The sequence below is a fragment of the Pedobacter jeongneungensis genome, from assembly GCF_000633455.1.
GTDB lineage: Bacteria > Bacteroidota > Bacteroidia > Sphingobacteriales > Sphingobacteriaceae > Pedobacter > Pedobacter jeongneungensis_A.
Map to the genome: position 1 here is coordinate 561,767 of NZ_AYMG01000001.1, position 23,033 is coordinate 584,799.

21 protein-coding genes are annotated in these 23,033 nt (G+C 38.0%); 20 read left to right on the plus strand and 1 reads right to left on the minus strand.

What is annotated here, in order from left to right; all coding sequences use genetic code 11:
* Window positions 1–349: 349 nt before the first annotated feature.
* From U859_RS0102480 to U859_RS0102565, 18 genes are all read left to right on the plus strand, one after another.
* Entirely contained in the window at window positions 350–2,215 is a 1,866-nt protein-coding gene (locus tag U859_RS0102480) for a type VI secretion system Vgr family protein (RefSeq protein ID WP_025141861.1), read from the plus strand.
* A 1-nt stretch (window position 2,216) separates the two neighbouring features.
* Window positions 2,217–2,381: a hypothetical protein gene (locus U859_RS31905; RefSeq protein ID WP_162799838.1), complete on the plus strand. Its 165-nt coding sequence runs from the start codon at window positions 2,217–2,219 to the stop codon at window positions 2,379–2,381.
* Between the two features lie 7 nt (window positions 2,382–2,388).
* Window positions 2,389–3,957, plus strand: coding sequence for a hypothetical protein (locus U859_RS0102490; RefSeq protein ID WP_162799839.1), 1,569 nt, complete (start codon window positions 2,389–2,391; stop codon window positions 3,955–3,957).
* A gap of 2 nt (window positions 3,958–3,959) precedes the next feature.
* Window positions 3,960–4,298, plus strand: coding sequence for a hypothetical protein (locus U859_RS0102495; RefSeq protein WP_025141863.1), 339 nt, complete (start codon window positions 3,960–3,962; stop codon window positions 4,296–4,298).
* 3 nt (window positions 4,299–4,301) lie between these two features.
* Window positions 4,302–4,862, plus strand: coding sequence for a hypothetical protein (locus U859_RS0102500; RefSeq protein ID WP_025141864.1), 561 nt, complete (start codon window positions 4,302–4,304; stop codon window positions 4,860–4,862).
* Window positions 4,863–4,918: 56 nt separating this feature from the next.
* Window positions 4,919–5,875, plus strand: coding sequence for a hypothetical protein (locus U859_RS0102505; RefSeq protein WP_025141865.1), 957 nt, complete (start codon window positions 4,919–4,921; stop codon window positions 5,873–5,875).
* Window positions 5,876–5,879: 4 nt separating this feature from the next.
* Window positions 5,880–6,359 (plus strand): DUF4280 domain-containing protein, encoded by a 480-nt coding sequence (locus U859_RS0102510; protein WP_025141866.1) that lies wholly within the window; start codon window positions 5,880–5,882, stop codon window positions 6,357–6,359.
* Between the two features lie 3 nt (window positions 6,360–6,362).
* The gene (locus tag U859_RS0102515; protein WP_025141867.1) at window positions 6,363–9,053 is read left to right on the plus strand and encodes an OmpA family protein; all 2,691 of its coding nucleotides are present in this window, start codon (window positions 6,363–6,365) and stop codon (window positions 9,051–9,053) included.
* 149 nt (window positions 9,054–9,202) lie between these two features.
* On the plus strand, window positions 9,203–10,141 hold the full coding sequence (locus U859_RS0102520; protein ID WP_162799840.1) for a hypothetical protein: 939 nt from the start codon (window positions 9,203–9,205) through the stop codon (window positions 10,139–10,141).
* A gap of 79 nt (window positions 10,142–10,220) precedes the next feature.
* Window positions 10,221–10,580 (plus strand): hypothetical protein, encoded by a 360-nt coding sequence (locus U859_RS0102525; RefSeq protein ID WP_162799841.1) that lies wholly within the window; start codon window positions 10,221–10,223, stop codon window positions 10,578–10,580.
* A gap of 332 nt (window positions 10,581–10,912) precedes the next feature.
* Entirely contained in the window at window positions 10,913–11,308 is a 396-nt protein-coding gene (gene tssD / locus U859_RS0102530) for a type VI secretion system tube protein TssD (RefSeq protein WP_025141870.1), read from the plus strand.
* 117 nt (window positions 11,309–11,425) lie between these two features.
* Complete coding sequence (gene tssD / locus U859_RS0102535) at window positions 11,426–11,821, plus strand: type VI secretion system tube protein TssD (RefSeq protein ID WP_025141860.1); 396 nt, start codon at window positions 11,426–11,428, stop codon at window positions 11,819–11,821.
* Window positions 11,822–11,907: 86 nt separating this feature from the next.
* Complete coding sequence (locus U859_RS30860) at window positions 11,908–12,627, plus strand: hypothetical protein (protein ID WP_025141871.1); 720 nt, start codon at window positions 11,908–11,910, stop codon at window positions 12,625–12,627.
* A gap of 2 nt (window positions 12,628–12,629) precedes the next feature.
* The gene (locus U859_RS0102545; RefSeq protein ID WP_025141872.1) at window positions 12,630–13,475 is read left to right on the plus strand and encodes a hypothetical protein; all 846 of its coding nucleotides are present in this window, start codon (window positions 12,630–12,632) and stop codon (window positions 13,473–13,475) included.
* A gap of 23 nt (window positions 13,476–13,498) precedes the next feature.
* On the plus strand, window positions 13,499–15,337 hold the full coding sequence (locus U859_RS0102550) for a type VI secretion system Vgr family protein (protein WP_025141873.1): 1,839 nt from the start codon (window positions 13,499–13,501) through the stop codon (window positions 15,335–15,337).
* 6 nt (window positions 15,338–15,343) lie between these two features.
* Window positions 15,344–17,305, plus strand: coding sequence for a polymorphic toxin-type HINT domain-containing protein (locus U859_RS30865; RefSeq protein ID WP_025141874.1), 1,962 nt, complete (start codon window positions 15,344–15,346; stop codon window positions 17,303–17,305).
* 1 nt (window position 17,306) lies between these two features.
* Window positions 17,307–17,954 carry a hypothetical protein gene (locus U859_RS0102560; protein ID WP_025141875.1) on the plus strand — a complete coding sequence of 216 codons (648 nt, stop codon included), beginning with the start codon at window positions 17,307–17,309 and terminating at the stop codon, window positions 17,952–17,954.
* A gap of 13 nt (window positions 17,955–17,967) precedes the next feature.
* Complete coding sequence (locus U859_RS0102565; RefSeq protein WP_025141876.1) at window positions 17,968–18,450, plus strand: DUF4259 domain-containing protein; 483 nt, start codon at window positions 17,968–17,970, stop codon at window positions 18,448–18,450.
* Between the two features lie 42 nt (window positions 18,451–18,492).
* Here the strand turns inward: U859_RS0102565 and U859_RS0102570 are convergent, their stop codons facing one another.
* Complete coding sequence (locus U859_RS0102570; RefSeq protein WP_025141877.1) at window positions 18,493–19,386, minus strand: LysR family transcriptional regulator; 894 nt, start codon at window positions 19,384–19,386, stop codon at window positions 18,493–18,495.
* Window positions 19,387–19,462: 76 nt separating this feature from the next.
* Between U859_RS0102570 and hutH the strand changes: the two genes are divergently transcribed.
* Window positions 19,463–20,992: a histidine ammonia-lyase gene (hutH, locus tag U859_RS0102575; protein WP_025141878.1), complete on the plus strand. Its 1,530-nt coding sequence runs from the start codon at window positions 19,463–19,465 to the stop codon at window positions 20,990–20,992.
* A gap of 18 nt (window positions 20,993–21,010) precedes the next feature.
* The gene (locus U859_RS0102580) at window positions 21,011–23,017 is read left to right on the plus strand and encodes a urocanate hydratase (RefSeq protein WP_025141879.1); all 2,007 of its coding nucleotides are present in this window, start codon (window positions 21,011–21,013) and stop codon (window positions 23,015–23,017) included.
* Window positions 23,018–23,033: the final 16 nt, after the last annotated feature.

Genomic DNA, 23,033 nt, shown 5'->3' on the forward strand with positions numbered 1-23,033 from the left:
TCACTAAACATATAGTAATTAAAGCGCGCCGATTTATCGGAGCGCTTTTAATTATTCGCTATTTTTATCACCCTACATCTACCTTATCATCCCAAAATTAATATTGCTTTTTGATGCGTATATTAATTTAGAAAGCTACCTCAAAAATTAATGCTCAATGATGTCTAACCATTCCAAACATATTGCAGTAAAAAACTATTACTATTTAGGTAAAACGTTTGGTTCGGCATCAACACACAACATTCGTCTGGACATACGGTTTGCAGAAAATGGATCCATTTTTAATATAAGCGCATGTGCATACCCGGCATTTGGCTTAGGGTAATTGTTGTGATCAAGATAAATTAATATGGAAAAGAAACTCATTGCAGAAATCAATATAGAGGATAAGGAAATTACACATTTTGCTTCCTTTAGTCTTCAACAGGCTTTTAACGAACATCATTACTTCGAACTGCGTTTTAACCACGACCAGATGGGAGCGCCGGGACTGATCAGTTTGGATGATAGCCGCGATTTTGTGGGGAAAACCTTAACTGCTTCTTTTGGCCATTCAGCAGAGGGCATGCAGAATTTTGTAGGCCTGGTTTCTAAAGTTGAACTATCGCAAAGTCATGGTTACCATGGTGTTTTAATTGTAAGCGGTTATAGTCCAACTATTTTAATCGATCGTGGACCTGATTTAGGTTCATATTTAGATAAAGACCTCAATGAGATCGTGAAATTGGCAACCAAAGATACACCTGCCAACGATTTAAAAGTGGTGGCCAATGCTGTTAGAGGTACGTCTATTGATTATATTATTCAATACAGGGAAAGTGATTTTGCTTTTCTAAACCGGCTTTCGGCCGAATACCATGAATGGTTTTTTTACGATGGTAAACAGCTTAATTTTGGTAAGCCAAATACACAGAAAGAAATATCCTTGTTTTATGGCAGGGATGTTCAGGAAATGCAGTATGCAATGGAGATTGCACCAATAAAAAATAAGCGTTTCTCTTATAATCCGAAGCAGAACGAGATGTTGCTGAGCGAAAGTACTGGTAAAGTTGATGGTACTCCTGATTTATCACATGCTGTTAAAGCCTCTAACCTTACCTTTAGTAAAACCTTCAACCAGCCTTCGTTAATCAGAGTAGATAATAACAACGACATTAAAAACCTGGTCGAAAATGAAGAAAAAGCCAATACCAGTGAACTTTTAAAAGTAACAGCCAGGGGCGATAATGCAGGCCTGAGCATTGGTAGTATTGCCGAAATTACCATGAGCCTTCGCAAAGAATTGGCTTTTACATCAGAAAGCCTGGGCAAATTTCTGATTACGGGCATTAAACACCACATCGACGAAAATGGTAAATACCATAACATTTTCGAAGGAAAAATAGCTACAACAGAGCGCTTATTGGTTAAAAACTTTGAAAAACCACAGCCCGATATGCAACTGGCAGATGTGATTGATAATAATGATCCACAGGGCCAGGGCCGTATAAAAGTGAAATTTAAATGGGAATGTTTAACCAACGATGTTACAGAGTGGTTACGTGTAGTTACGCCAAGTGCTGGCGTTGGTGATAGAGGTAATAACCGTGGATATTTCGCGATTCCCGAAATAGATGATCAGGTGATGATTGCGTTCGAAGAGGGGAATATCGCTCGCCCGGTAGTAATGGGAAGTGTTTACCACAGCTCCAGTGTGGATAGTAGTCCTTTAATTAAAAACCACCTTAAAAGCATCATCACCAGAAGCGGGCATCTTGTTGAATTTGATGATAACCAGGAAACACAGGGAATTAAAATTACCGATATCCACAGCAACATTATCCATATCGACACCAAAGGCAATAATATTACCATCACTGCATTAGAAAACATGACTTTAAACTGTAAGAATATGCAGATTAATGTACAGGAAAATATGGATGTGAGCGTTGGTAAAAATATTTCAGAAAATGCTGGCGAAAACATCACTTCGAGTGCGAACAAGGATATTATACAAACTGCAGGTAAAGATATCAACATTAGTGCCACCGGCGATATGCGCGAAACAGCGAACAATAAAAATGAACTGATAGAAAAGGCATATACCAGGAGCGCACAGGATTCTACACAGTATGCAGAAAAGGTAACCATTTTTAGCACCAAAGAAAACATGCTGTTGGAAAGTTCTGAAAAAACAGTAGAGATTAACAGTGCCGAAAAATCAAATCTTTTTTAACATGGCCATCAAAAAAACCGCTAGAAATTTATTTATTACCATCTCTAATAAATATGTTTCAACATCGCAAACACATATGGAAAGTGCTGAAAAGGTGGAAATTGTTGCCCTGAGCGAAAATTTAGTTTTAGCATCCAATAAAAAAATTAATATCACCGGTAAATAAACAGGCTATGACGAATGTAATGTTTAAGAAGCCGAGGTTTGTTGTACCTGAGGCCACAAAGGATAAAACGATCGTTGATGTTGTAATGTTTGTTGCAGGTACTACTGATCCCATAAATACGCAGGGTTTAAAACACCAGGCAAATACAGAGTATTGGCAGGCCAGTAAAGAAAATTTTTGGAATAAAATCAAAGAATTAAAGCCTCAATACCTTAATCTGCACATAGAGGGCAGCTTCTTTAGCTGGTCGGGTGATAATGATACACAGGAGAGAAACAAAGCTGCCGATCGGTTGCTTGATTTATTTGTGAGGGTTTATCCAGGCTTTAAAAGAAAAGAAGTGCATCTTCACTTAATTGGTCACTCGCATGGTGGCAATGTAATTAACCAGTTTACCAACCTTATTGCAACAGATAAGCGCTTTCCGGAAACCTGGAAAATAAAAAGCATTACTTACCTCTCTACCCCGTTTTTTAAAAAGAAACATCAGTTAAACCATGCCAAGATACGCAAAGACTGTAAAATTATTAACGTACACAATGAGTACGATTTAACACAGAGGCTCGTAGCCGATTTTAGTTTGGTAAACCTGGAAGTATTTCTGAAGAATTTTAACATGGCCAATTTTAAAAAGGGCCTAAAAATACTCGAGGAGGTAGATACTGGAGCACTTAAATCTAACCTGCTTGATTTATGGATGTCAAAAAAAGAAGGCGAGATTATATGGCGCGAAATGGCGAAGGTATTTAAAGGCGCCAACGTGCTAACGCAGGAATTTATTAAATATATCCAGGGTATCAATGTTAACAAGCCAGCTTTAGACAAAGAAAGAGATGGTTTTGTTGCGATACTGAAAAGGTTTTTGCAATGGACTTTCGATGTATACAATAATTACAATAATGCCAATACAGGTTATAGTAAAGCTAAATTTGTCGGTAATTTAAGGCTATCGCAGGGAATAGCAGTATTAAACGAATTGTTTGACATTAAAAGCAGTGAGAAAGATAGCTATATCCTTCATTTATTGGCCAGGGTGTTTGCAGAAAACACAGGATTAACAGATAGCATCGAAATTAACTCGTGGACTCCTGCCGATCAGGCAGCGGGACTAAGTATTCAGGATATTAACATTACCACCCATGATCCTTATCATAGCCGTGGCAAAAAAGCAATATGTGAAGGTTTTATTACCGGCACAGTAGGTGCATTACAAAAAAATAACCTCGAAGAGGTATTAATGCGACTGTTTAGCCAGTTTATAGAACCAATTACCTTGCTATTGGTTACTATGGTAATCGATAAGGTGATAGAGCCGGTGGTTTTTGGTAGTCTCGATACTGAAATTACCAAACTGAGGAAAGATTTACAGGTATACTCTAAATTGGTAACAAAATATCATGCAAAACTGGTTGCAGATCAAGATAAAAAACTCGATCTAATGGCTAGACCTGGCACAGTTCCTTATTTAGCTATGGTATCTCATAGCTTAAGCCACACGCAGTTTTGGCCACAGGTAGAACAGGGATTGAGGGGTGCCTTCAGTTCAGGAAAGAACCCTGGCTATAAAAAGAAATAACTATGAAAAATATACCCCAGCTATTGATTCAGTTTTTGATCGTTCTTTTATTAGCTACCGCAATAGTTACCCTATATTTTGTATATAGTTTTGGCGCCCTTGCTGATAAAATTACTTTCGCAGCCATATTGCAGACCATAAAACAATTTGGGTTGGTAATTAGTATTCCAACTGCTATTTTATTCGTTCTTGCCGATCTTTTGATAAGAAAAATACAAACGGTTTGGGTACTGTATTTCGTAAGGAGCGTGGCCTTTTTCGGAATTTTATCTATAGTAAGTTTGGTGCTTTCTTTTTATTTGATATCAAATGCATTATTGGATAATCCTTTTATGAAATAAGTGATGGGAAGCACTGCTACTAAAATCGATGTCAGGCCAAGAGCAACAGATTTGTTGAGAGAAATATTTAAGCTTGAGAAAATCCAGGTTATAAAAAGAAACAATATGGAAATTAAAAGGACGGGCCTTTGCATAGGTATAGTACTTAGCCTTATTGCAGTTGGTGTTATTTTTCCTCTTGAAAAAACCGATTTTTTAGATGATTTGGTTTATACCCCTTCAATTTTAATAATTGGGCTATCTATAGTTATTTACGCAATATCAGGGGCAAATTTTTTAAAAGTTGTAGGCTTCTTATCAGGAAGTATTTTAATAAGCATGCTCTTCTGGTTTTTGTTTGAGCGGGGTGGATGGGGAGGATCAATTGCAGTTATTTGGGGAGGAATTCCTTCAGGTCTCATCTCGGGCATTTTATTTTTAATTGCCAACTATTACTTAAAATTGAGTGAAAAGAAAGAATATAAATACCTTAAACAATCGCTACTCTACTTCTTTATGCTGTTAATAGTCTCCGTATTATTCAGATACGGAGGTGACTGGTATTATGATGTTTTTCAAAGCTAAATGTATATTAATTATGTTCGATAATTCTTTGTAAAATAAGTTGATACAGTTTTAAAATGGACATTTCAAATAAAACAATATATTATTCAGGCTTAAATGCCCTTCGTTTAGATTGGCCTGCTGAAGTATGTTTAAAATATGGTGTTTTAATTGTTTTTAACGAAGGCGAAGAAAACAGCAACGAAGTGAAATACGAAGTGCGAGTTACCAGGTTAAAGCCAGGTAAAGATGGACAAGCGTTATTTCAAATTGAGCGGGTCAGTGATGTTTTTGTCAACGAAATTTTACCCGATCTGATTGCCGATCGACTTGCTTATGCAGCTGGAAAAGTATTTTATCCACTCGTAATTACCGTCGATCAAAACGGAGGCTTCCAGGACATTTACAACCATGCAGAAATCTTAAAAAGATGGCCATCTGTTAAAAAGAAAATTCAGGATAATTTTGAAGGCGACCTTGTAGAAAGCTATATCGAGCGGATGGAAAAACAGCTGGTTAACGCTGATAGTATTAACCTTGCATTTTTAAATAACGATTGGTTTATCCATACTTTTTTTAAACCGGTTTATAAAGAATATGGCCAAAACCATGTAACACAATCCATATATAAATTTCCTATAGCCAGAGGCTTTAACGTAGAAGGCTACCTAACGCAAGAGAAATTAGGTACCCAAACCAATAGCTTTGGGGCGATAGAATTGATACATGATGGTACTATTGTGCCTTTGAAAGATGAATTATATATCACAAACAGGGCTAATGGCAATTACGAGGGATATTATCTTTTACACCCCAAATTTAAGCGTATCATATCCGTAGTTTCTGATTTTAGTTATGGAGAACAGGAAAAAGCGAAAGTAAAGGTAAAAATTACATTGATTCCTGAAAATGATCGGGAGTTTGATCACGATTTCGAACTGGATACCAATGTTAAAGGTTTGCCGGTAACGGAAATGGTGGTACTTGATGGCCCATCAAAAAAAGGATTTTGGGGTCGTTTACTAAACAATTAAGGCAATGGCAGAGAAACATATTGTAGTTCAGGGGGCACAGTGTATGTGCAAATTTGGATCAGCCCCCGATAAACTTAAAGTGCTAACGCATACCAAAGAATATGCAAACGATAAAGATGGAAGCCAGAAATCGATAGCAACCACAATGGATATCGGCCCAACTTTCGAAAAAAATATGTTCGGTTCCTGCTCAAAAATGTACAATAAGCCCTGCAATGCAGTGGTAACCAAATGGTCGGGCTTTTATGAGGATACCATCCTTACCAACGGAGGTAAAATTTTGCTCGAAGATAGTAAAGCTACCTGCCCTATAGGAGGGCCCGATTGCATTGAGATTGTTCAGCATGGGCAAAAAGCAGAGGCCTCAAAGCAGAACTTTAATAACGCAAATAAAGACGTACAATCACAGCTCAATCCCATGTCAGAATCATTAAGTGAATCTGCAAATAATTTTAACGGTGTAGAGACGAGTGTTAAAGCATAACGTATGGCAAAGGGAATAAAGAAAATTATTTGGACCGGCGAAGGTAAAGTATATAATGCTAATAAAGGATCTATACCTGGTCAGTTGGTGGTAGTTGCCCCTGATCAGTATGTTTGGTTCAAAATAGGCGAATGGCAGGCAGGTACTACCGAACAGGATAAAAAGAAAGATATAAAGTGGGCCGTTTTTAACGAGAAAAGTATTATTGATCTCCAGAAAACAATACCAAGCCACTTTAGCTATGGTTACCGGATACCCAGAAGATTATGCGGACCATACCTGTGGTATATTGAGGCAACATGGAGCGGAAATTTCGATAGCAAATCCGGACTGAAAATCAGGGGCGAATCGCCTGCAAAAATAGTAGACAGCCGGTGGACCCAAAATGAAGGTGGAGCCGATGTACGCAAAACCTATCAGTTTTCTTATGGAGAACTCATTTGGCTCAGGCTCTTTACCGAAGGTTTAAATGGCTATGATAACGTAGAAGTAAGGGTTTTCAGAAAACTGAGATCAGCCATGGGGCTATGGCCAAAAGACGATGAGGTAACCCGTAAAATTTACAGGGTTAGTGTAATCAATGGAGAAATTAACCTGAAAATCCCAAATACCTATGCCTGGTACCATTCGATGAACGATAGATCCGATGTAGAGGAGTTTTACGTTCGTGTGGTACATCCTGTAACTGGTAAATACATTGAAGATACTGGTGGAAAAGGCGATACTGCCCATGCCCGGTTTTTAAGGATAAAAGATAAACTCAAATCACAGGTGGTAGAACCACCTCAAAACAGAACACCTGTTACCATTTATCAGCCCGATAAAAATGAAGCAAGGTTTGAGTTGTGTAAGTTCGAACAAATTAACGTAACCGAAGCGGGAGCTAAACCTGTTCTCATCTTTGATAACGGAAAGGGTGTTAAAAATATTTCTGATAAAAGGGAAACAACGCTCGAATCTATTTATTTTAAATTCGACAGTACGGAACTGTTACCCGCAAGTCTTAAACAGCTTAATAATATTCTCCAGTTCTTGTTAGAGCATAGGCACAGCATCATACAACTTGATGGTTTTGCCTGTGTAATCGGTAAACAGAACCACAACAATGTATTGTCAGAAAACAGGGCAAAAACAGTCAGAGAATTTTTTATTAAAGGAAAGTTAGATCCCAATAGGATTAAAACCGCTGGTCATGGCGAGGTGAACCCTACCGATGATAAAATGGGCCGTGATAATATCAAATACAAAAATGAATATGATTATACCAACAACAGGCGTGTAGATATTGCATTTGAATATTATGGCCACAATGCACATACAATCATTTATCAGACCATATCAGGCAGTACGCCAAAAAATATTCTGATACAACCGGTTAACTTCGATACTAAAGCATGTTTTGATAGAAAGAAACATGATAAAACCATTACTTTATTCAATCTCAACGAGCAGAAAGCAAAGAATGAAGGAAGTATAACTATTCCTGCAGTATCAAGCATGGGTAGAACCGGTATAATGCCTTTAGATTACCTGTGGCCAACACATAAAGCCACTTTAAGAGGAATATATAGCTCTGCTAATGAATACCTGGTGCATATCCATTCATGCAGGTATTTTTCAGTAAGGAATAATCCCACGGTGAATGTTCAGGTATATCCAGATGTAGAATGGACGCTTGAGTTTTCATATAATTTTGTAAACTCAGCAGCCTATACACACGCCAATTTACCCGAGTATAGCAGGAATAATCCAAAACCCGATGAGGTTAAAGAGATTATCCGGGAAAATAGAAAGGCTCAATCGAAAGCAGTTTCTTCAGGGATGGAATCCAAAAGGATCCAGAACAGTCCGGAGATGCTTACCAAATTTGAACTAAAGCTTCAGGCCGAGTGGAATGCTAAACAATCAAAGTCGGAATTAGGCACCGAATTTGGAAAGAAAATTAGAAAAGTACTCGATGTTTTTATAAAATATAAAGAAATTGCAGATAAAGTAAAGGATACCGTTGGAGGTGCGGTAAAGAAAATTCCTGGGAAACCTCCCTTTATGTTCGAGGTACAATCCCCTGCATTAAATGCAGCTATCAGCTGGAATTTACAAAAAGGAGAGGGCGTTAATGTTGGAAAAATCGCAACTGTTGGAAAGTTAAATTTTAAAGGAGATCCTTTAATTGGTGCACAGTTTGTCATCGATCTGTTAGCCGTTGGGAGTAGAATGCATCCTCTTGTTGCAGCTATGATTACCGGAACGGAATTACTTCTAAGTCAGTTAAATGGAGGGATTACATTTGAAGCTAAATTTTATGGGAAGCTTAGTTTCGATTTTAATGCACTTGAAATTAATAGCCTTACAGGAATAAAAGCAGGCTCTTTAGATCTTGGGGCTGAAATGGGTGTAGAGATAACGATCAAAATTAGCTTCGCTGTTAAGTATAAATCCTGGTTTATGGAAGTTGAGGTAAAACTTAGAGCACAAGGTGCTGCCAAAGCTTATTTTGCTGCTAAACTTAAAATTGATTCTGATGAGAAAGGTGTATTTTACAAACCCGAACTTGGCTTTTCTGGCCTGATATTTACATTTGAGGCGGAGATTGTGGTTGGTGTATATAAAAGAATGTTAAAATTTAGTAATGATAAAGAGCCTTTTTTAAAAGCAGATGTTCCCAATTTAACAAATCAGTATATTCTCCCATGATAAAATCAAGAATAGCGCTATTGGGCATCTTATTTTTTGCTTTATTGTCATGCCAGCAAAAGTTGCCCGATAAAACAAAAAAACAGTTGGTAAAAACTGAAAATTTTTGGAAACAAAGAACCCGTTTAATTAATAAAAAGAACATAAATATGGAATTCCCTCAAAAAACAGATACAACAATTATGGAGCGGCGCATCAATAGAGTGTACATCGATAACATGGAGTGCCAGTTCGAAGTGTTTGTAGATGATGTTTTATTGTTGAGGATAATGGGCGAAGTTACTCAAAATGGAGGTGGTATAACTGGCGATTATGATATTAACCAACTGCTTTTAACATCAGGTAAGCATGAGGTTATCGTAAGGATGTATCCAAAATTTAATCAATCAGTTTTCGGTGATGAAGGTTATGTAAACCTGAAGTTCTCTCACTTTACCCGGGAAACCTTTAAAAAACCAACTTATTTTGGTGATATGAACGCACATAATGGAATTCATATTGATCAGAAAGATAAGCAGTGGATAGAAAAATGGGACCAGGAAAGCCAGACCGGTTACGAGGGTGATTATGTAGCCAAACAGCCCGATAAGTTTAAAGGCCTGCCAGCCTATGAGTGGCATCGTACTTTTAACGCAGAAGTTCCGTTTAATCTGACAGGCTGGCGAAACTCGGTGGATTTAAAAAAGGAGCAGGATGATGAAGACAAAAACATTAAAAATGAAGTTTTTGATGAATATAAAAAAATACACGAATTGTTTGTAAAAAGAGATGTTGCAGCCTATTCATCATTGGTAAAAGAAAGAGAAGATCTGATCACTCAGGCTTTACATTATAGAGAGGGTGAAAAAAAATTAAGAGAAGAAGAAATAGTAAAATTGATTCAGAATACAGATTATGAAGTAGAACCGTTATTTAAGGAAACCTTTCAGTTGGATTTTCAGGGATATGGAAAAATTGTATCTCTTGTACACAGGGCAGATGGCGAAGGGATTATCCGCTTAAAAAATAAAACAAACCCCGATGATAATATATACCTCGATTTTCGTTTTCAGCGAAAACATAAAGGAGATAGGTTAACTGTTATTTAATATATTAAAACCATAATCTCAATATGGTATGAAATTTGGCAAGCTTGCAAAATGCTTATTAAAAAGAAATTTTAAAATTATGAAGGGAACATTATTAGTATTATTCGTTTTTGCTTTTCTGAGCTGTACCTCTCAAAATGCAAATCAGGAAAAGAAATTGATTGGCAAATGGGTTGGTGATTTAATAGATTATAAAACAAAAACCAATTTGGGTAAAATGTATTTAGAATTTACCACAGATGGTAATTTCTTACAAACCTCAGTTAATGGAAAAGAGCAGGTTACTTCAAAAATGACCTATAGAATTAATAAAGATAAAATTTTTTATAAAGGAAAAGCTACAGGAAATGAAGAATTCGATTTGAACTATCATTTTAAAGGAGATACACTAATATTAGCTGCCGAAGGAAACAGCACGCCGTATACAAGGATAAAATAAAGCCGGCAGCAAGTATTTGGTTAATTGGAATCAATGAGCTTGTGAATATAACTGTACTGAAAAGTAACACTTTGCCCTAAAATGCTACAATATTTTGAGCTGTTGTGTGTAATAAAAATAAGATATCAATTGATTTCAAAAAAAATACAATTTTTTTCTGTGCAATAATCTGCGTTTTTTATAGCGTCAGTTAAGATTTTCAAATTGTTTAGGCTGTGTTACTGGTTATATATGAGATAGATACGCAATATTTGGCCTAATATTTGGTTTATATTATACGGTAGTGGACACTACATAAATTCAATTTTTTTTAACCTTTAAATTTTAAAACTATGGCTTTCAAAGCTAGATTAAACTTTTCAGGCAAGGAGTACGATGTGCTTCATTGTGCCTATGCGTTAAACCGTGATGTAGATGCTAAAGGAAGACCCTCTTCCGGAGTTTACGGCGGTACCATCGACATTGAGATCGAATCAACCGAAGACACCTCAATTATCGAGGCGATGGTAAACAACCAGTACAAACCCATTACAGGAACCCTGCTGATCAAAAAATCGGAGGAAGATGCCAAAATGAAAGAAGTTAACTTCGAAGACGGCTACATTGTTAAATATTCCGAAGGGATAAACATTGTTGGCGATCACCCGATGACACTCAAGTTCCAGATTTCGGCCCGCAAGCTTAAATTAGGCAGCGCAGAGCATGTTAACGATTGGCCAAAAGCCTAAAGAAGGGTTGAGGGTAGGAAGGTTGAAGGCCGAAGGTAATTAAAACGCCATGCTCTTCGCTCCACGCCAACCGCTCAGCGCAATTCATTCTTTTCAAAAACATTAAACTTTACTACAATGGCATTCAAAACCCGTTTAAACTTAGGATCAAAAGAATTTGATGTACTACAGTGCAGCTTTTCATTAAATAGAGATGTTGACGCCAAAGGCCGTCCGTCGTCAGGTGTTTATGGTGGTACCATCCACATCGAAATCGAATCAACTGAAGATACTTCCGTAATCGAATCAATGGTTAACAACCAGTATAAGCCACTTTCTGGAACATTGGTTTTCAAAAAAGGCGAAGAAGATGCGAAAATGAAAGAACTGTCTTTCGAAGATGGTTATATCATCCAATATAACGAGGGTATTGCCGTAAACGACAATACACCTATGACTTTAAGTTTTGTAGTATCTGCCCGTAAGCTAAAGCTGGGCAATGCAGAACACGAAAACGATTGGCCAAAAGCTTAATCCGATTTAAATCGTTATTAGTTGCCGGGCATGCTGGTGCTAATAACGATTTTTTTGTTTTTGGTGCGTGATAAAAAGAGCTACCTATGGCTACCGATTTAGAATACATAAACCTGTTCAATTCCTGTACTATTTCTCCGTTAAAATTTGCAGAGGTCAACCGGATTATTGACGATAAAATCTTAAATCATAAATCAAGATATCAGGCGGTAAGAAATAAACTTCTTAATTTAACCGAATACACTTATCGCAATACCTGCTTTGTAACCGAGCCTGATGATTTTTTCCTTAAAAGAAATCCGAAAATCGGCAATAGTTTTTTTAGCAGAACATTTTTAGATAATAGTGTTTTCTCTGAAAGTAGTGGTATTCCGTGGTATTTTATTGCCTGTGTGCATTACAGGGAAAGTAATTCCGATTTTACCAAGCACCTGCACAATGGCGACCCGCTAAGTGGGTTTACCAGGCAGCATCCTGCAAACCGACCAAAAATCAGTCATGGTCCACCATTTACCTTTGAAGAAAGTGCTGTTGACGCTTTAAAGTTACGCGGTTTGGATAAGGAAACGGTTTGGTCTTTACCAAAGGTTTTACTGCGTTTAGAGCAATATAATGGTATAGCGAAAGCATACCAAAACAATAACATCAATTCGCCATATCTGTGGGGTGGCTCTAACCTGTATACTAAAGGAGGTTTTCCACGTGATCATTTTTTTAGCCTCGATTATGTAAATAAGCAAATTGGAACAGCCGTTATTTTAAAGGCTATGGAAAATAGGGGATTAATTAATATACCAAGGCAATAAATATGAAAATAGCTGGCATTTTATTTTTTTCTCTGGTGTTTCTATTTTTTTCATGCGGCGCAAAACATGAAGATAAAAGGCAAAGTGCCGCATATACAGCTGATTCTATTATACAAGATAATAAAAGCACAGGGTTTACCAAAACAGATTCACTTGAAAAATTAGCAGCTAAAATGGTTGCTTCAAGAGAAAGTTATCTTAATGATGGAAATACCGAAGCTGAAGAAATTTTTATTAAAGCACTCATTAATGCGCTCGAAAAGCCAAATGCTTTTGAAAATGATTTTGCCTCGTTAAAAGCATACGAAATTAATGTATTAATTGCCGATGATAAAAAGCTTAAGGTGTTTTACTGGCTTTCGCCCTATTCGGGTTCTATGTGGCACGTGCAGAACATTGTTCAGTATAAAAACGAAAATAATGTACTTACCGCAATCTCATTTGACGACCTTTATAAAGATAAAGACGATGAAGGGAGCCCGACTCCATTTTTTGAACATATATATAGTTTAAATACTGCTCCTCAAAAAACATATCTCTTTACGGGGTATGGCCAAATGAGTGGAACGGAGCCCTATAGTGTAAGTCATGCTTTAGTAATCAATCATTCACAATTTAGCATTGAGAAGCCATTATTTAAACTTGGGAAAGCAGTTAAGACCCAGTTGTTTGCTTCTGCCGACCTGAAAGAAGGTGAGGATAAAGAGAAACTTGCGGCCCAGTTGGCCATGAAATATAATCCTGAAGATAAAACCATCAACTATCCCGAGGTTAACGAAACAAAAAACGGAGCTGTTTTTAATGGAAAAAGAAACGTTTTAACCTTTCGCGATGGAATGTTCAAGTAGTTATAAACTATTATTTAGTTGATATGGAAAAGAAATTAATAACCGAAATTAACATAGAAGATAAGGTAATTACACACTTTGCCTCATTTAGCTTGCAACAACAGTTTAATAATCATCATTATTTCGAGTTGCGTTTTAACCACGATCAAATGGGTTCGCCAGGAATGATCAGTTTAAACGATAGTCGCGATTTTGTAGGTAAAACTCTTACTGCTTCTTTCGGTTATGAATCGGGCAGTTTACAGGAGTTTGCCGGCTTAGTAACAAAAGTTGAGCTGGCACAAAGCCATGGCTATCATGGCGTATTAATTGTAAGTGGTTATAGTCCTACTATTCTGATCGATCGTGGTCCTGATCTGGGTTCTTATCTCGATAAGGATTTAAATGCCATTGTTGGTCTTGCCACTTCAGAAGTGCCACAAAACGACCTTAAAATTGTAGCCAATGCATCCAGAAAAGCAGCTATTGATTATTTGATACAGTACAGAGAAAGCGATTTCGATTTCCTGAACCGATTATCTGGAGAATATCACGAATGGTTTTTTTATGATGGCAAACAGTTAAACTTTGGCAAACCGGATAATCAGAAAGAGATCGCGCTTTTTTATGGCCGCGATGTGCAAAATCTGCAATATGCAATGGAAATTGCACCAATAAAAAATAAGCGCTTTGCTTATAGCCCCAAGGAAGATGAGATGCTACACAGTGAAAGTGCAGCTACAACTAACGGATCACCAGATTTGGATCATGCTATCCAGGCTTCCAATACAACATATAGTAAAATATTTAATCAGCCTTCATTAATCAGGGTTGATAATAACAGCGATATTAAAAGTCATGTAGACAACGAGGAAAAAGCAAATATCAGTAATCTTTTAAAGGTAAATGCCAGTGGTGATAATGCAGCGCTGGCGATAGGAAGTATCGCCGAAATTACCATGAGTATCAGAAAAGAACTTGCTTTCAGTACCGAAAGTTTAGGCAAATTTCTGATTACCAGTATTAGCCATAATATCGATGGAACTAGTAAGTATTACAATACTTTCGAAGGGATAGTTTCTACCACAGAGCGTATTCAGGTAAAAAATTATACCAAACCAAGCCCTGATATGCAGTTGGCGGATGTAGTAGATAATGCCGATCCAAAAGGGCACGGCCGTGTTAAGGTGAAGTTTAAATGGGAATGTCAAACCAACGATGTAACCGAATGGCTGCGGGTAATTACGCCCGACGCCGGAAGCAGCGAAAAGGTAAGCAAAAACCGGGGATTTTCTTTTGTTCCCGAGGCGGGCGATCAGGTGGTAATTGCTTTTGAAGAAGGTAATATTGCCAGGCCGATTGTATTAGGGAGTGTTTATCATGGCAAATCGGGCATTGGAGGTGGCGATACCAATAAAACCAAGTCATTAACCACCAGAAGTGGCAATACCATCATCATGGATGATAGTAATGGGAGCATTAACGTTAAAGATCCCAGCGGAAACGTAATCACCATGCATGGTAACGGCGAGGTAACCTTAACGGCACCTAATTCTTTCACCATCAATACCAAAGATTTTATTGTTAACGCCAGCAACAGCATTGCCATTAATGCGCAACCGGGCGAAGAAGGTGGCGGTGAAGGTACAATAGCCATTAGCGCCAAGAAAACCATTGCCGCAACGGCAGATACGGAAGGCATTACTTTAGATGCTACGGAAATGGGGGTGGCCATTAAGGGTAAAACAGATGTAAGCGTAGAAAGTACAACAGCATCAGCATCAGTTAAGGGAAGTACTGAAACCAAAATTGATGGTGCCGATGTTAAAATGAGCGGAACAGCCACCATAAGAATTAACTCTAATGATACCGATATAACCTAAAAGATTATGCCTGATGAGTTAGAATATATTGTTGATAAAGCCGTATGCCATTGTGACAAAGGCGCTGCCCCTAATTTTTTTAAGGGACTGGCCAATCAGAATGTTAAAATAAACGGTTGTATGGCCTGCACCAAGGCCGATAAAATTCCCATTGCCAATATTCCTTCTTTTGGGGTTTGTAGTGTTACAGGATCTGCCTGTGCGCCGGTACCAGTAGATTGGACAGATACTTATAAGGTAAAAATCAAGGGGAAAGAAACTTTACTTTTTAAATCAAAACTGCCCTGTAGCATAGGAGGTAAAATCGAATTCATGACGAGTGGACAGATTCCCGTTAGTGAAGAAGATTTGGCTAAAATGACCGATGAGCATAGCGAAAAAGAAGAAGAAGATGAAGGCTGGGGCTGGTGGGATACAGCAGAATTGATCCCCGTGGTGGGCAGTGTAATCGGTATTGTACGCTCGGCAGCAAAAGGCAACTGGTGGATGGTAGCGGCCAATGTTGGATTCTTAGCGCTTGACATTGCTGGTGTGGTTAGTTTTGGTGCAACAACGGCTGCTTCTACAGCAGCAAAGGGAGGTTTAAAGGCGGGTTTAAAAGTTGCAGGGAAAGCTGCGCTAGAAGCTGCCGGGAAAGTGCTGACCAAAGAAGGAGCCATAGCACTGGCCAAAGGCGTAGCAAAACATGTGGATGATATTGCCAAGGCTACCATGAAAGTTTGTGTATTTGCCTGTTTTATAAAAGGAACTAAAATCGCAGTAGAAAATGGATACAAAAATATCGAAGACCTCCAGATAGGCGATTTTGTTTGGGCATATAATGAGGAAACCAAAGAAAGTGAACTCAGAGAAATCTTAAATACAATGGAAAATGATGTTGATGCAACTATTGTTTTAACATTCGAAACCGAAAATATAGAAACTACTGCCGAACATCCATTTTATACTGAAACAGGTTGGAAAGATGCTGCTGATTTGACTCAAAATGATAGAATTAGAACAAGAAGCGGTAATTGGGAATCCTTGATAGCTTCACATTATTTATACGAAAAGAAAAAAGTATATAATTTTGAAGTTGATGATTTACATACATATTTTGTGAGTGAAATGAATTTCCTGGTACATAATACTGGAAAATGTGTAAGTAAGATGGCTGCGGAGGCAGCAGAGAATATTGCAAAAACCTGGGATGATCTGGCCAAATTTGTTCATTGTTTTACATCTGAAACTTTAGTAAAAATAGAAAGTGGTTATACTCCTATAGAAATGCTTTCAGCTGGAGATTTTGTAATAGCTTACGACGTTGAAAAGGATGAAAATGTACAGAAAAAAATATTAAAAGTATTTCAAAGTCATACAGAAAAAATTTGTTGTTTATTTGTTGAAGATGAGGTGATTGAGTGTACTTTTTCTCACAGATTTTGGTCATTCTCTCATAACGATTGGATTATTGCGGGAGAAATTACCGAAGGTTGTATTTTAAGAGATGCAGCTGGTGAACAAAAACGGGTAACAGCTGTAAAGTATAAAGAAAATAGTGTTCCAACCTTTAACCTTGAAGTGGAGGATGCACATACTTATTATGTATCTCCTTTGGATATATTGGTACATAATGGTAACCCCTTTCCGAATTCTTCTTATAATGATTTGAGTCCTAGACCAACAAAAATTTATGGCATTGTAGATAAGAGCACAAATAAAATTGTGTATGTTGGGAAAAGTGTTCAAAAAGAAGGCACTCGATTATCACAGCATATTCTTGAAAAAAAATTGGATCCTAAGAGATATCGTATAAAAGTTTTAGATAAGGGTAATTGGAATGCATTTCAGACTGCAGCTAGGGAACAGCATCATATTATGAAAAACGGAACGAAATTACAAAAATTAGGTGCACAGATTAAGAACAAGATCAATGCATTATCAAGAAAAAAGTTTGATTATTTTAGTGAAATTATAAAATGCCCTTAAGATGAAAGAAAAATTAAATCCTGGAGATATCTTTTATTTAAAATTAGAAGATTTTGATAAATACATTTTTGGTAGAGTATTATTTGATGTCGAACAACAATATTTAAATAAAAATGATACACAAAATGAGGAAGCATACTTCGATGTTTATGAAGATTGTCAATTATTAGAAATGTATACAGGAATTTACAATAGTATAAGCATGCCTGATACATTAAACATTCTTATTCAAGGAGTCTTTATTTATAGGATAGATTCAAAAAATAATAGATTGAAATGGGGAAAAGTTGGTTATAATAAAGTTGATTATGAAACCCTCGAATTTCCAGAAATATTAGCAAATTCATTAGGTTGTGTTAAGCTTCTAAGGGGTGAATTAAGTTTTGAGACAAAATACGAAGATGCCGATGAATTTGAAATAGATTGGAGCGCCGAATTCCCGGAAGTATTGGCTAATGAATGTGCTTACTTACAAAATCAACATGACTTAATTAATGGAGAGCACTATAGCGAAAGCTTTAAAAGAATGGACCTTCGGAATTTTCCAGAATTACGAAATAAAGTATATGCAGATTTAGGACTTGATCCTAAGAAATCGTATTACGAATTATCAAAGGAAGTGGGCTTTGATTTGGCTAGATTTTATTAACAAATATGTTATTATGGGTGCCTGGGGGATAAAAAATTTTGAAAACGATACTGCTATTGACTGGCTTAACGACTTTCAGCAAGAAAGAGATTTTACAAGAATAGAAGTAGTATTAGACGGACTTTTAAACGAACCCGATTTTATCGATGACGAGGAGAGCTTTATCACTTTAGGGTGTTTAGAACTATTAGCAATTAAACAAGGGCTTATAAACCCAACTATTGATATCAATACTTCCCTTCATATCTCCTATAATTTAATTCAAAAAACAATTAAAGCTACGCACAAAATTTTATTCTTTGAAAATCATTCGGAATTAAGATCGCTATGGGAAGAATCGGAAGAGTACGCTGAATGGCAGGATTATCAACTATTTTTGGTTAAAATTTTAAATGATTACCTTAAAACCATTGCGCCAGGCACCAAACCTGATGACAATTTGCCTCCGGTAGATAAGAACAATCCATGGTTATCAACGGACTGGAATAAGAATTGATTTTATGGAATCTTTGATTCCAATGATCAGAGAGCCCTTAATCTAAGTTTTATCCTGTAATAACATCTTAATTACATTCTTTAATGCCGGGTTCCGGTTAGATTCTTTCCAGATCATATAAAGTTCCGTTCTTTGCGGGATATGCGTAAGTTCTACAAATTTCACATTTTCCTGATAACCATATTGCAGGCCAGTGGGTACAATAGCAATACCCAAACCTTCTTCTACCAGTTTATAAATCGTGAGCGCATTAACCGATTTGTGGTAGGTTTTGGGTTTAAAGCCATGGTCTTCACAAATACTCATCATCAGGTCGTAATAAAAAGGACTATCATCGCTTGAGAAGAATATAAAAGGCTCATCTCCGAGTTTTTTCACCGCGTCAAAACTTGCCTTTTTCATGGGGTGGCTTTTAGGCAACACCAACGAGAAAGTATCCTGGTGGATCATGTGTTTGGAGATACCTGGCTTAAACTGTTGCATCCGCACAAAACCCATATCAAGCATATCCTTTTCCAAGAGTTCGATCTGTAATTTATTGGGCATTTCATCCAGATTGGTCCTGATTTCCGGAAAATCTTTGTTCAGTTTAAAAATTACCTCGGGTACAATTTTCTGTGCCGCAGAACCTAAAAAACCGATCCGGAGTTCACCTTGTTTGCCTTCAGTAATATTAGTCAGTTGTTTTTTAATGTTTTCGATGTGGCTAAACAGAAAATCTACTTCTTCTTTCAGGTAGAGACCAGCTTCGGTAAGTGTTACCTTTTTCTTATTCCGATCAAAGAGTGGGGCATTAAAAATTTCTTCCATCTGCTTAATTTGCCGGCTTAGTCCCGGTTGAGAAATAAATAGGCGATCGGCAGCCTTTCTAAACTTCAGTTCTTCAGCTAAAACCTGAAAATATTTTAAATGCCTAAGTTCTATCTGATAACTCATAGTTATTACATGATGATGTAATTGGTATTTATAGGTATCAAATATAGGGCTTATTTTTGTTTAAAACCTTTATAACATGAGCGAGCAACAGATTTTTAATTACGGAACAGACCATTTAACCGCTAAACTGGCTTTGGCCATCAGCAATGGAGAAATTAAAGGCATATTGAGTGAAAGCACGCGTGAGAAGGTACTCGAAAGCAGTAAAGTAGTTGAAAGAATCTCAGTTTCTGGAAAAGCCGTTTATGGCATCAATACTGGTTTCGGACCACTTTGTACCTCCATGATTTCGGCAGTTGACACCCGTAAATTACAGGAGAATATTTTAAAGAGTCATGCTGTTGGTGTAGGCGAGCCGATAGATAGCGAAATATCAAAACTGATGTTGGTTTTAAAACTGCAGGCTTTAGCCCAGGGCTATTCCGGCATTAAAATCGAAACGCTTGATCGAATGATCTGGTTTTTAGAAATCGGTGCTACACCAGTAGTGCCCAAGCAAGGTTCTGTTGGCGCTTCAGGCGATCTGGCACCCTTGTCACACTTATTTTTGCCTTTAATTGGTTTAGGTAAGGTGCATTATAAAGGTGAGATTATTACTACCGCTCAACTTTTGGCAGAACATCAGATACAAGCTTTACAATTGGGCCCGAAAGAAGGCCTGGCCTTAATTAATGGTACCCAGTTTATTGCTGCACATGCCGTTAAAGTGGTGCAGCGTCTTGAAAATGTTTTGGATTCTGCTAATATTATCGCAGCATTGATGATTGAAGGTTTACAGGGATCAGAAAAACCTTTTCATGCACAGCTTCATCAGTTGAGGCCATACCCGGCAAATATTGCCGTGGCAGATCAGGTGCGGAAGCTTTTAGAAGGCTCTGAAATTATGAAATCGCACGCCGATTGTGCCAAAGTACAGGATCCCTATTCTTTAAGGTGCATTCCACAGGTACACGGCGCTTCCAGAACGGCATGGATGCATTTAAAAGATGCTTTAGAAATCGAACTCAATTCGGTAACTGATAACCCGGTTATATTTAATGATGATTTAACCATCAGTGGAGGTAATTTCCATGGTCAGCCATTGGCCTTACCGCTTGATTATGCCTGTTTAGCCGCTTCCGAAATCGGAAACATCAGCGATAGGCGGATTTACCTGTCGTTAGAAGGAAATACCCCTGGCGTACCAAAATTGCTGATGAAAGAAACGGGTTTAAATTCAGGATTTATGATTGTTCAATATACCTCGGCGGCTTTGGCCAGCGAAAATAAAGGACTTTGTTTCCCGGCCAGTGCCGATAGTATTCCAACTTCGCTTGGTCAGGAAGATCATGTAAGCATGGGTTCTATCAGTGGCCGTAAAGCCTTACAAGTAATCGAAAATGTAGAAAAAATACTTGGTATCGAATTGTTCTGTGCTGCGCAGGCTGTTGATTATCATCATCCATTAAAACCCGGAAAAATATTAGCTGCGGTACATGATTTTGTACGCACCGAAATCGATCATTTTGAAGAAGATCAGATCATGTACGATAGAATGGAAAATGCCATCCGGATGGTACAGCGCGGAGAAATTGTTGCTGCTGTAGCCAAAGCAGAACAGGATTAAAGTTAAAATTGCAGAAAAATGGATTTTAAAGCACAGCTATTGGCAGGTATTCCATCGGTTTTACCCGCAAAAAAAATAAGAAATGCACAATTGAGCCATGCGCCGGTAAGGAGAGCGGTTTTAAATGCAGAAGAGAAAAAGTTAAGCATTAAAAATGCGCTGCGTTATTTTCCTGAAGCATGGCATCAGGAACTCGCACAGGAATTTTTACAAGAACTTGAAAATTACGGCCACATTTATATGTACCGTTTTATGCCCGATTATGCCATTTATGCAAGGCCGATAACTGAATATCCCTGCCGCACACCACATGCTGCCGCCATTATGCTCATGATCCAGAATAATTTGGATCCGGCCATCGCACAGCACCCTGAAGAACTGATTACTTATGGGGGGAATGGAAGTGTGTTCCAGAATTGGGCACAGTACTTAATCACAATGCAATACCTCGCTGTGATGACTGATCAGCAAACGCTGAACATTTATAGCGGGCACCCACAGGGCTTATTCCCTTCAAATGCTGCTGCGCCGCGTGTGGTGGTAACCAATGGCATGATGGTGCCGAACTATTCTTCGCCTGAAGATCTTGAAAAATTTAATGCCTTAGGCGTAACACAATACGGGCAGATGACGGCTGGTTCGTACATGTATATCGGTCCGCAGGGGATTGTTCATGGTACGGCGATTACCTTAATGAATGCTTTCCGTAAAAAAGGTTTTTATGGAAAAGATACTGCCGGTAAAATCTTTCTTACCGCTGGTTTAGGAGGCATGAGTGGTGCTCAAACCAAAGCTGGCAACATTGTAGGCTGCATTACAGTCTGTGCAGAGGTTAACCCTAAAGCCGCCACCAAAAGGCACCAGCAAGGTTGGGTAGATGAGCTGATTGATAATTTAGATGAACTGGTGAAAAGGGTGCTATGGGCTCAAAATGAAAAACAAACGGTTTCATTGGCTTACATTGGTAATGTAGTGGATGTTTGGGAACGTTTTGATCAGGAAAATATTGAAGTTGCGATTGGTTCCGACCAAACTTCGCTCCATAATCCTTACTCCGGGGGCTATTATCCCGCAGGTTTAAATTTTGATGAAGCCAATGAAATGATGGCAAATGCGGCTGAACAGTTTAAAATTGATGTTCAGGCTTCATTAAAAAGACATGCCGCCAGCGTTAACAAACATACTGCTAAGGGAACTTACTTTTTTGATTATGGAAATGCCTTTTTACTGGAATGCAGTAGGGCAGGTGCTGATGTGATGTCGGAAAATGGTGTCGATTTTAGGTATCCGTCTTATGTGGAAGATATTTTGGGCCCTTTGTGTTTCGATTATGGTTTCGGTCCGTTTAGGTGGGTATGTGCATCTGGAAGTGAGAAAGACCTCGATTTAACCGATCAAATGGCAAAAGAAGTGATGGAAGAAATTAAATTGACTGCGCCTTCAGAAATACAGCAGCAATTACAGGATAATATCAACTGGATTACGGCAGCCAAAGAAAACAGACTGGTAGTAGGCTCTAAGGCACGTATTTTATATGCAGATGCCGAAGGTCGTGCAAAAATTGCTTTGCGCTTCAATAAGGCCATTAAAACGGGCGAATTATCCGCTCCTGTAATTTTAGGTAGGGATCATCATGATGTAAGCGGAACGGATTCGCCTTTTAGGGAAACCAGTAATATTTACGATGGAAGCAGATTTACCGCCGATATGGCCATTCATAATGTAATTGGCGATAGTTTTAGGGGTGCAACCTGGGTTTCGATCCATAATGGCGGTGGCGTAGGCTGGGGTGAAGTAATTAATGGCGGTTTCGGAATGGTACTGGACGGAACTGAACAGGCTGCAGAAAAATTACAGAACATGCTTTTTTATGATGTAAACAATGGTATTGCCCGAAGAAGCTGGGCCCGTAATAAGGAAGCCCGTTTCGCCATTGAACGCGAAATGGAACGCACAGGAACTTTAAAAATTACATTGCCTAACTTAGTTGATGAAGAGCTATTGAATGGCTTAGGGATAGGGTAGGCTTCTACCACAGAGG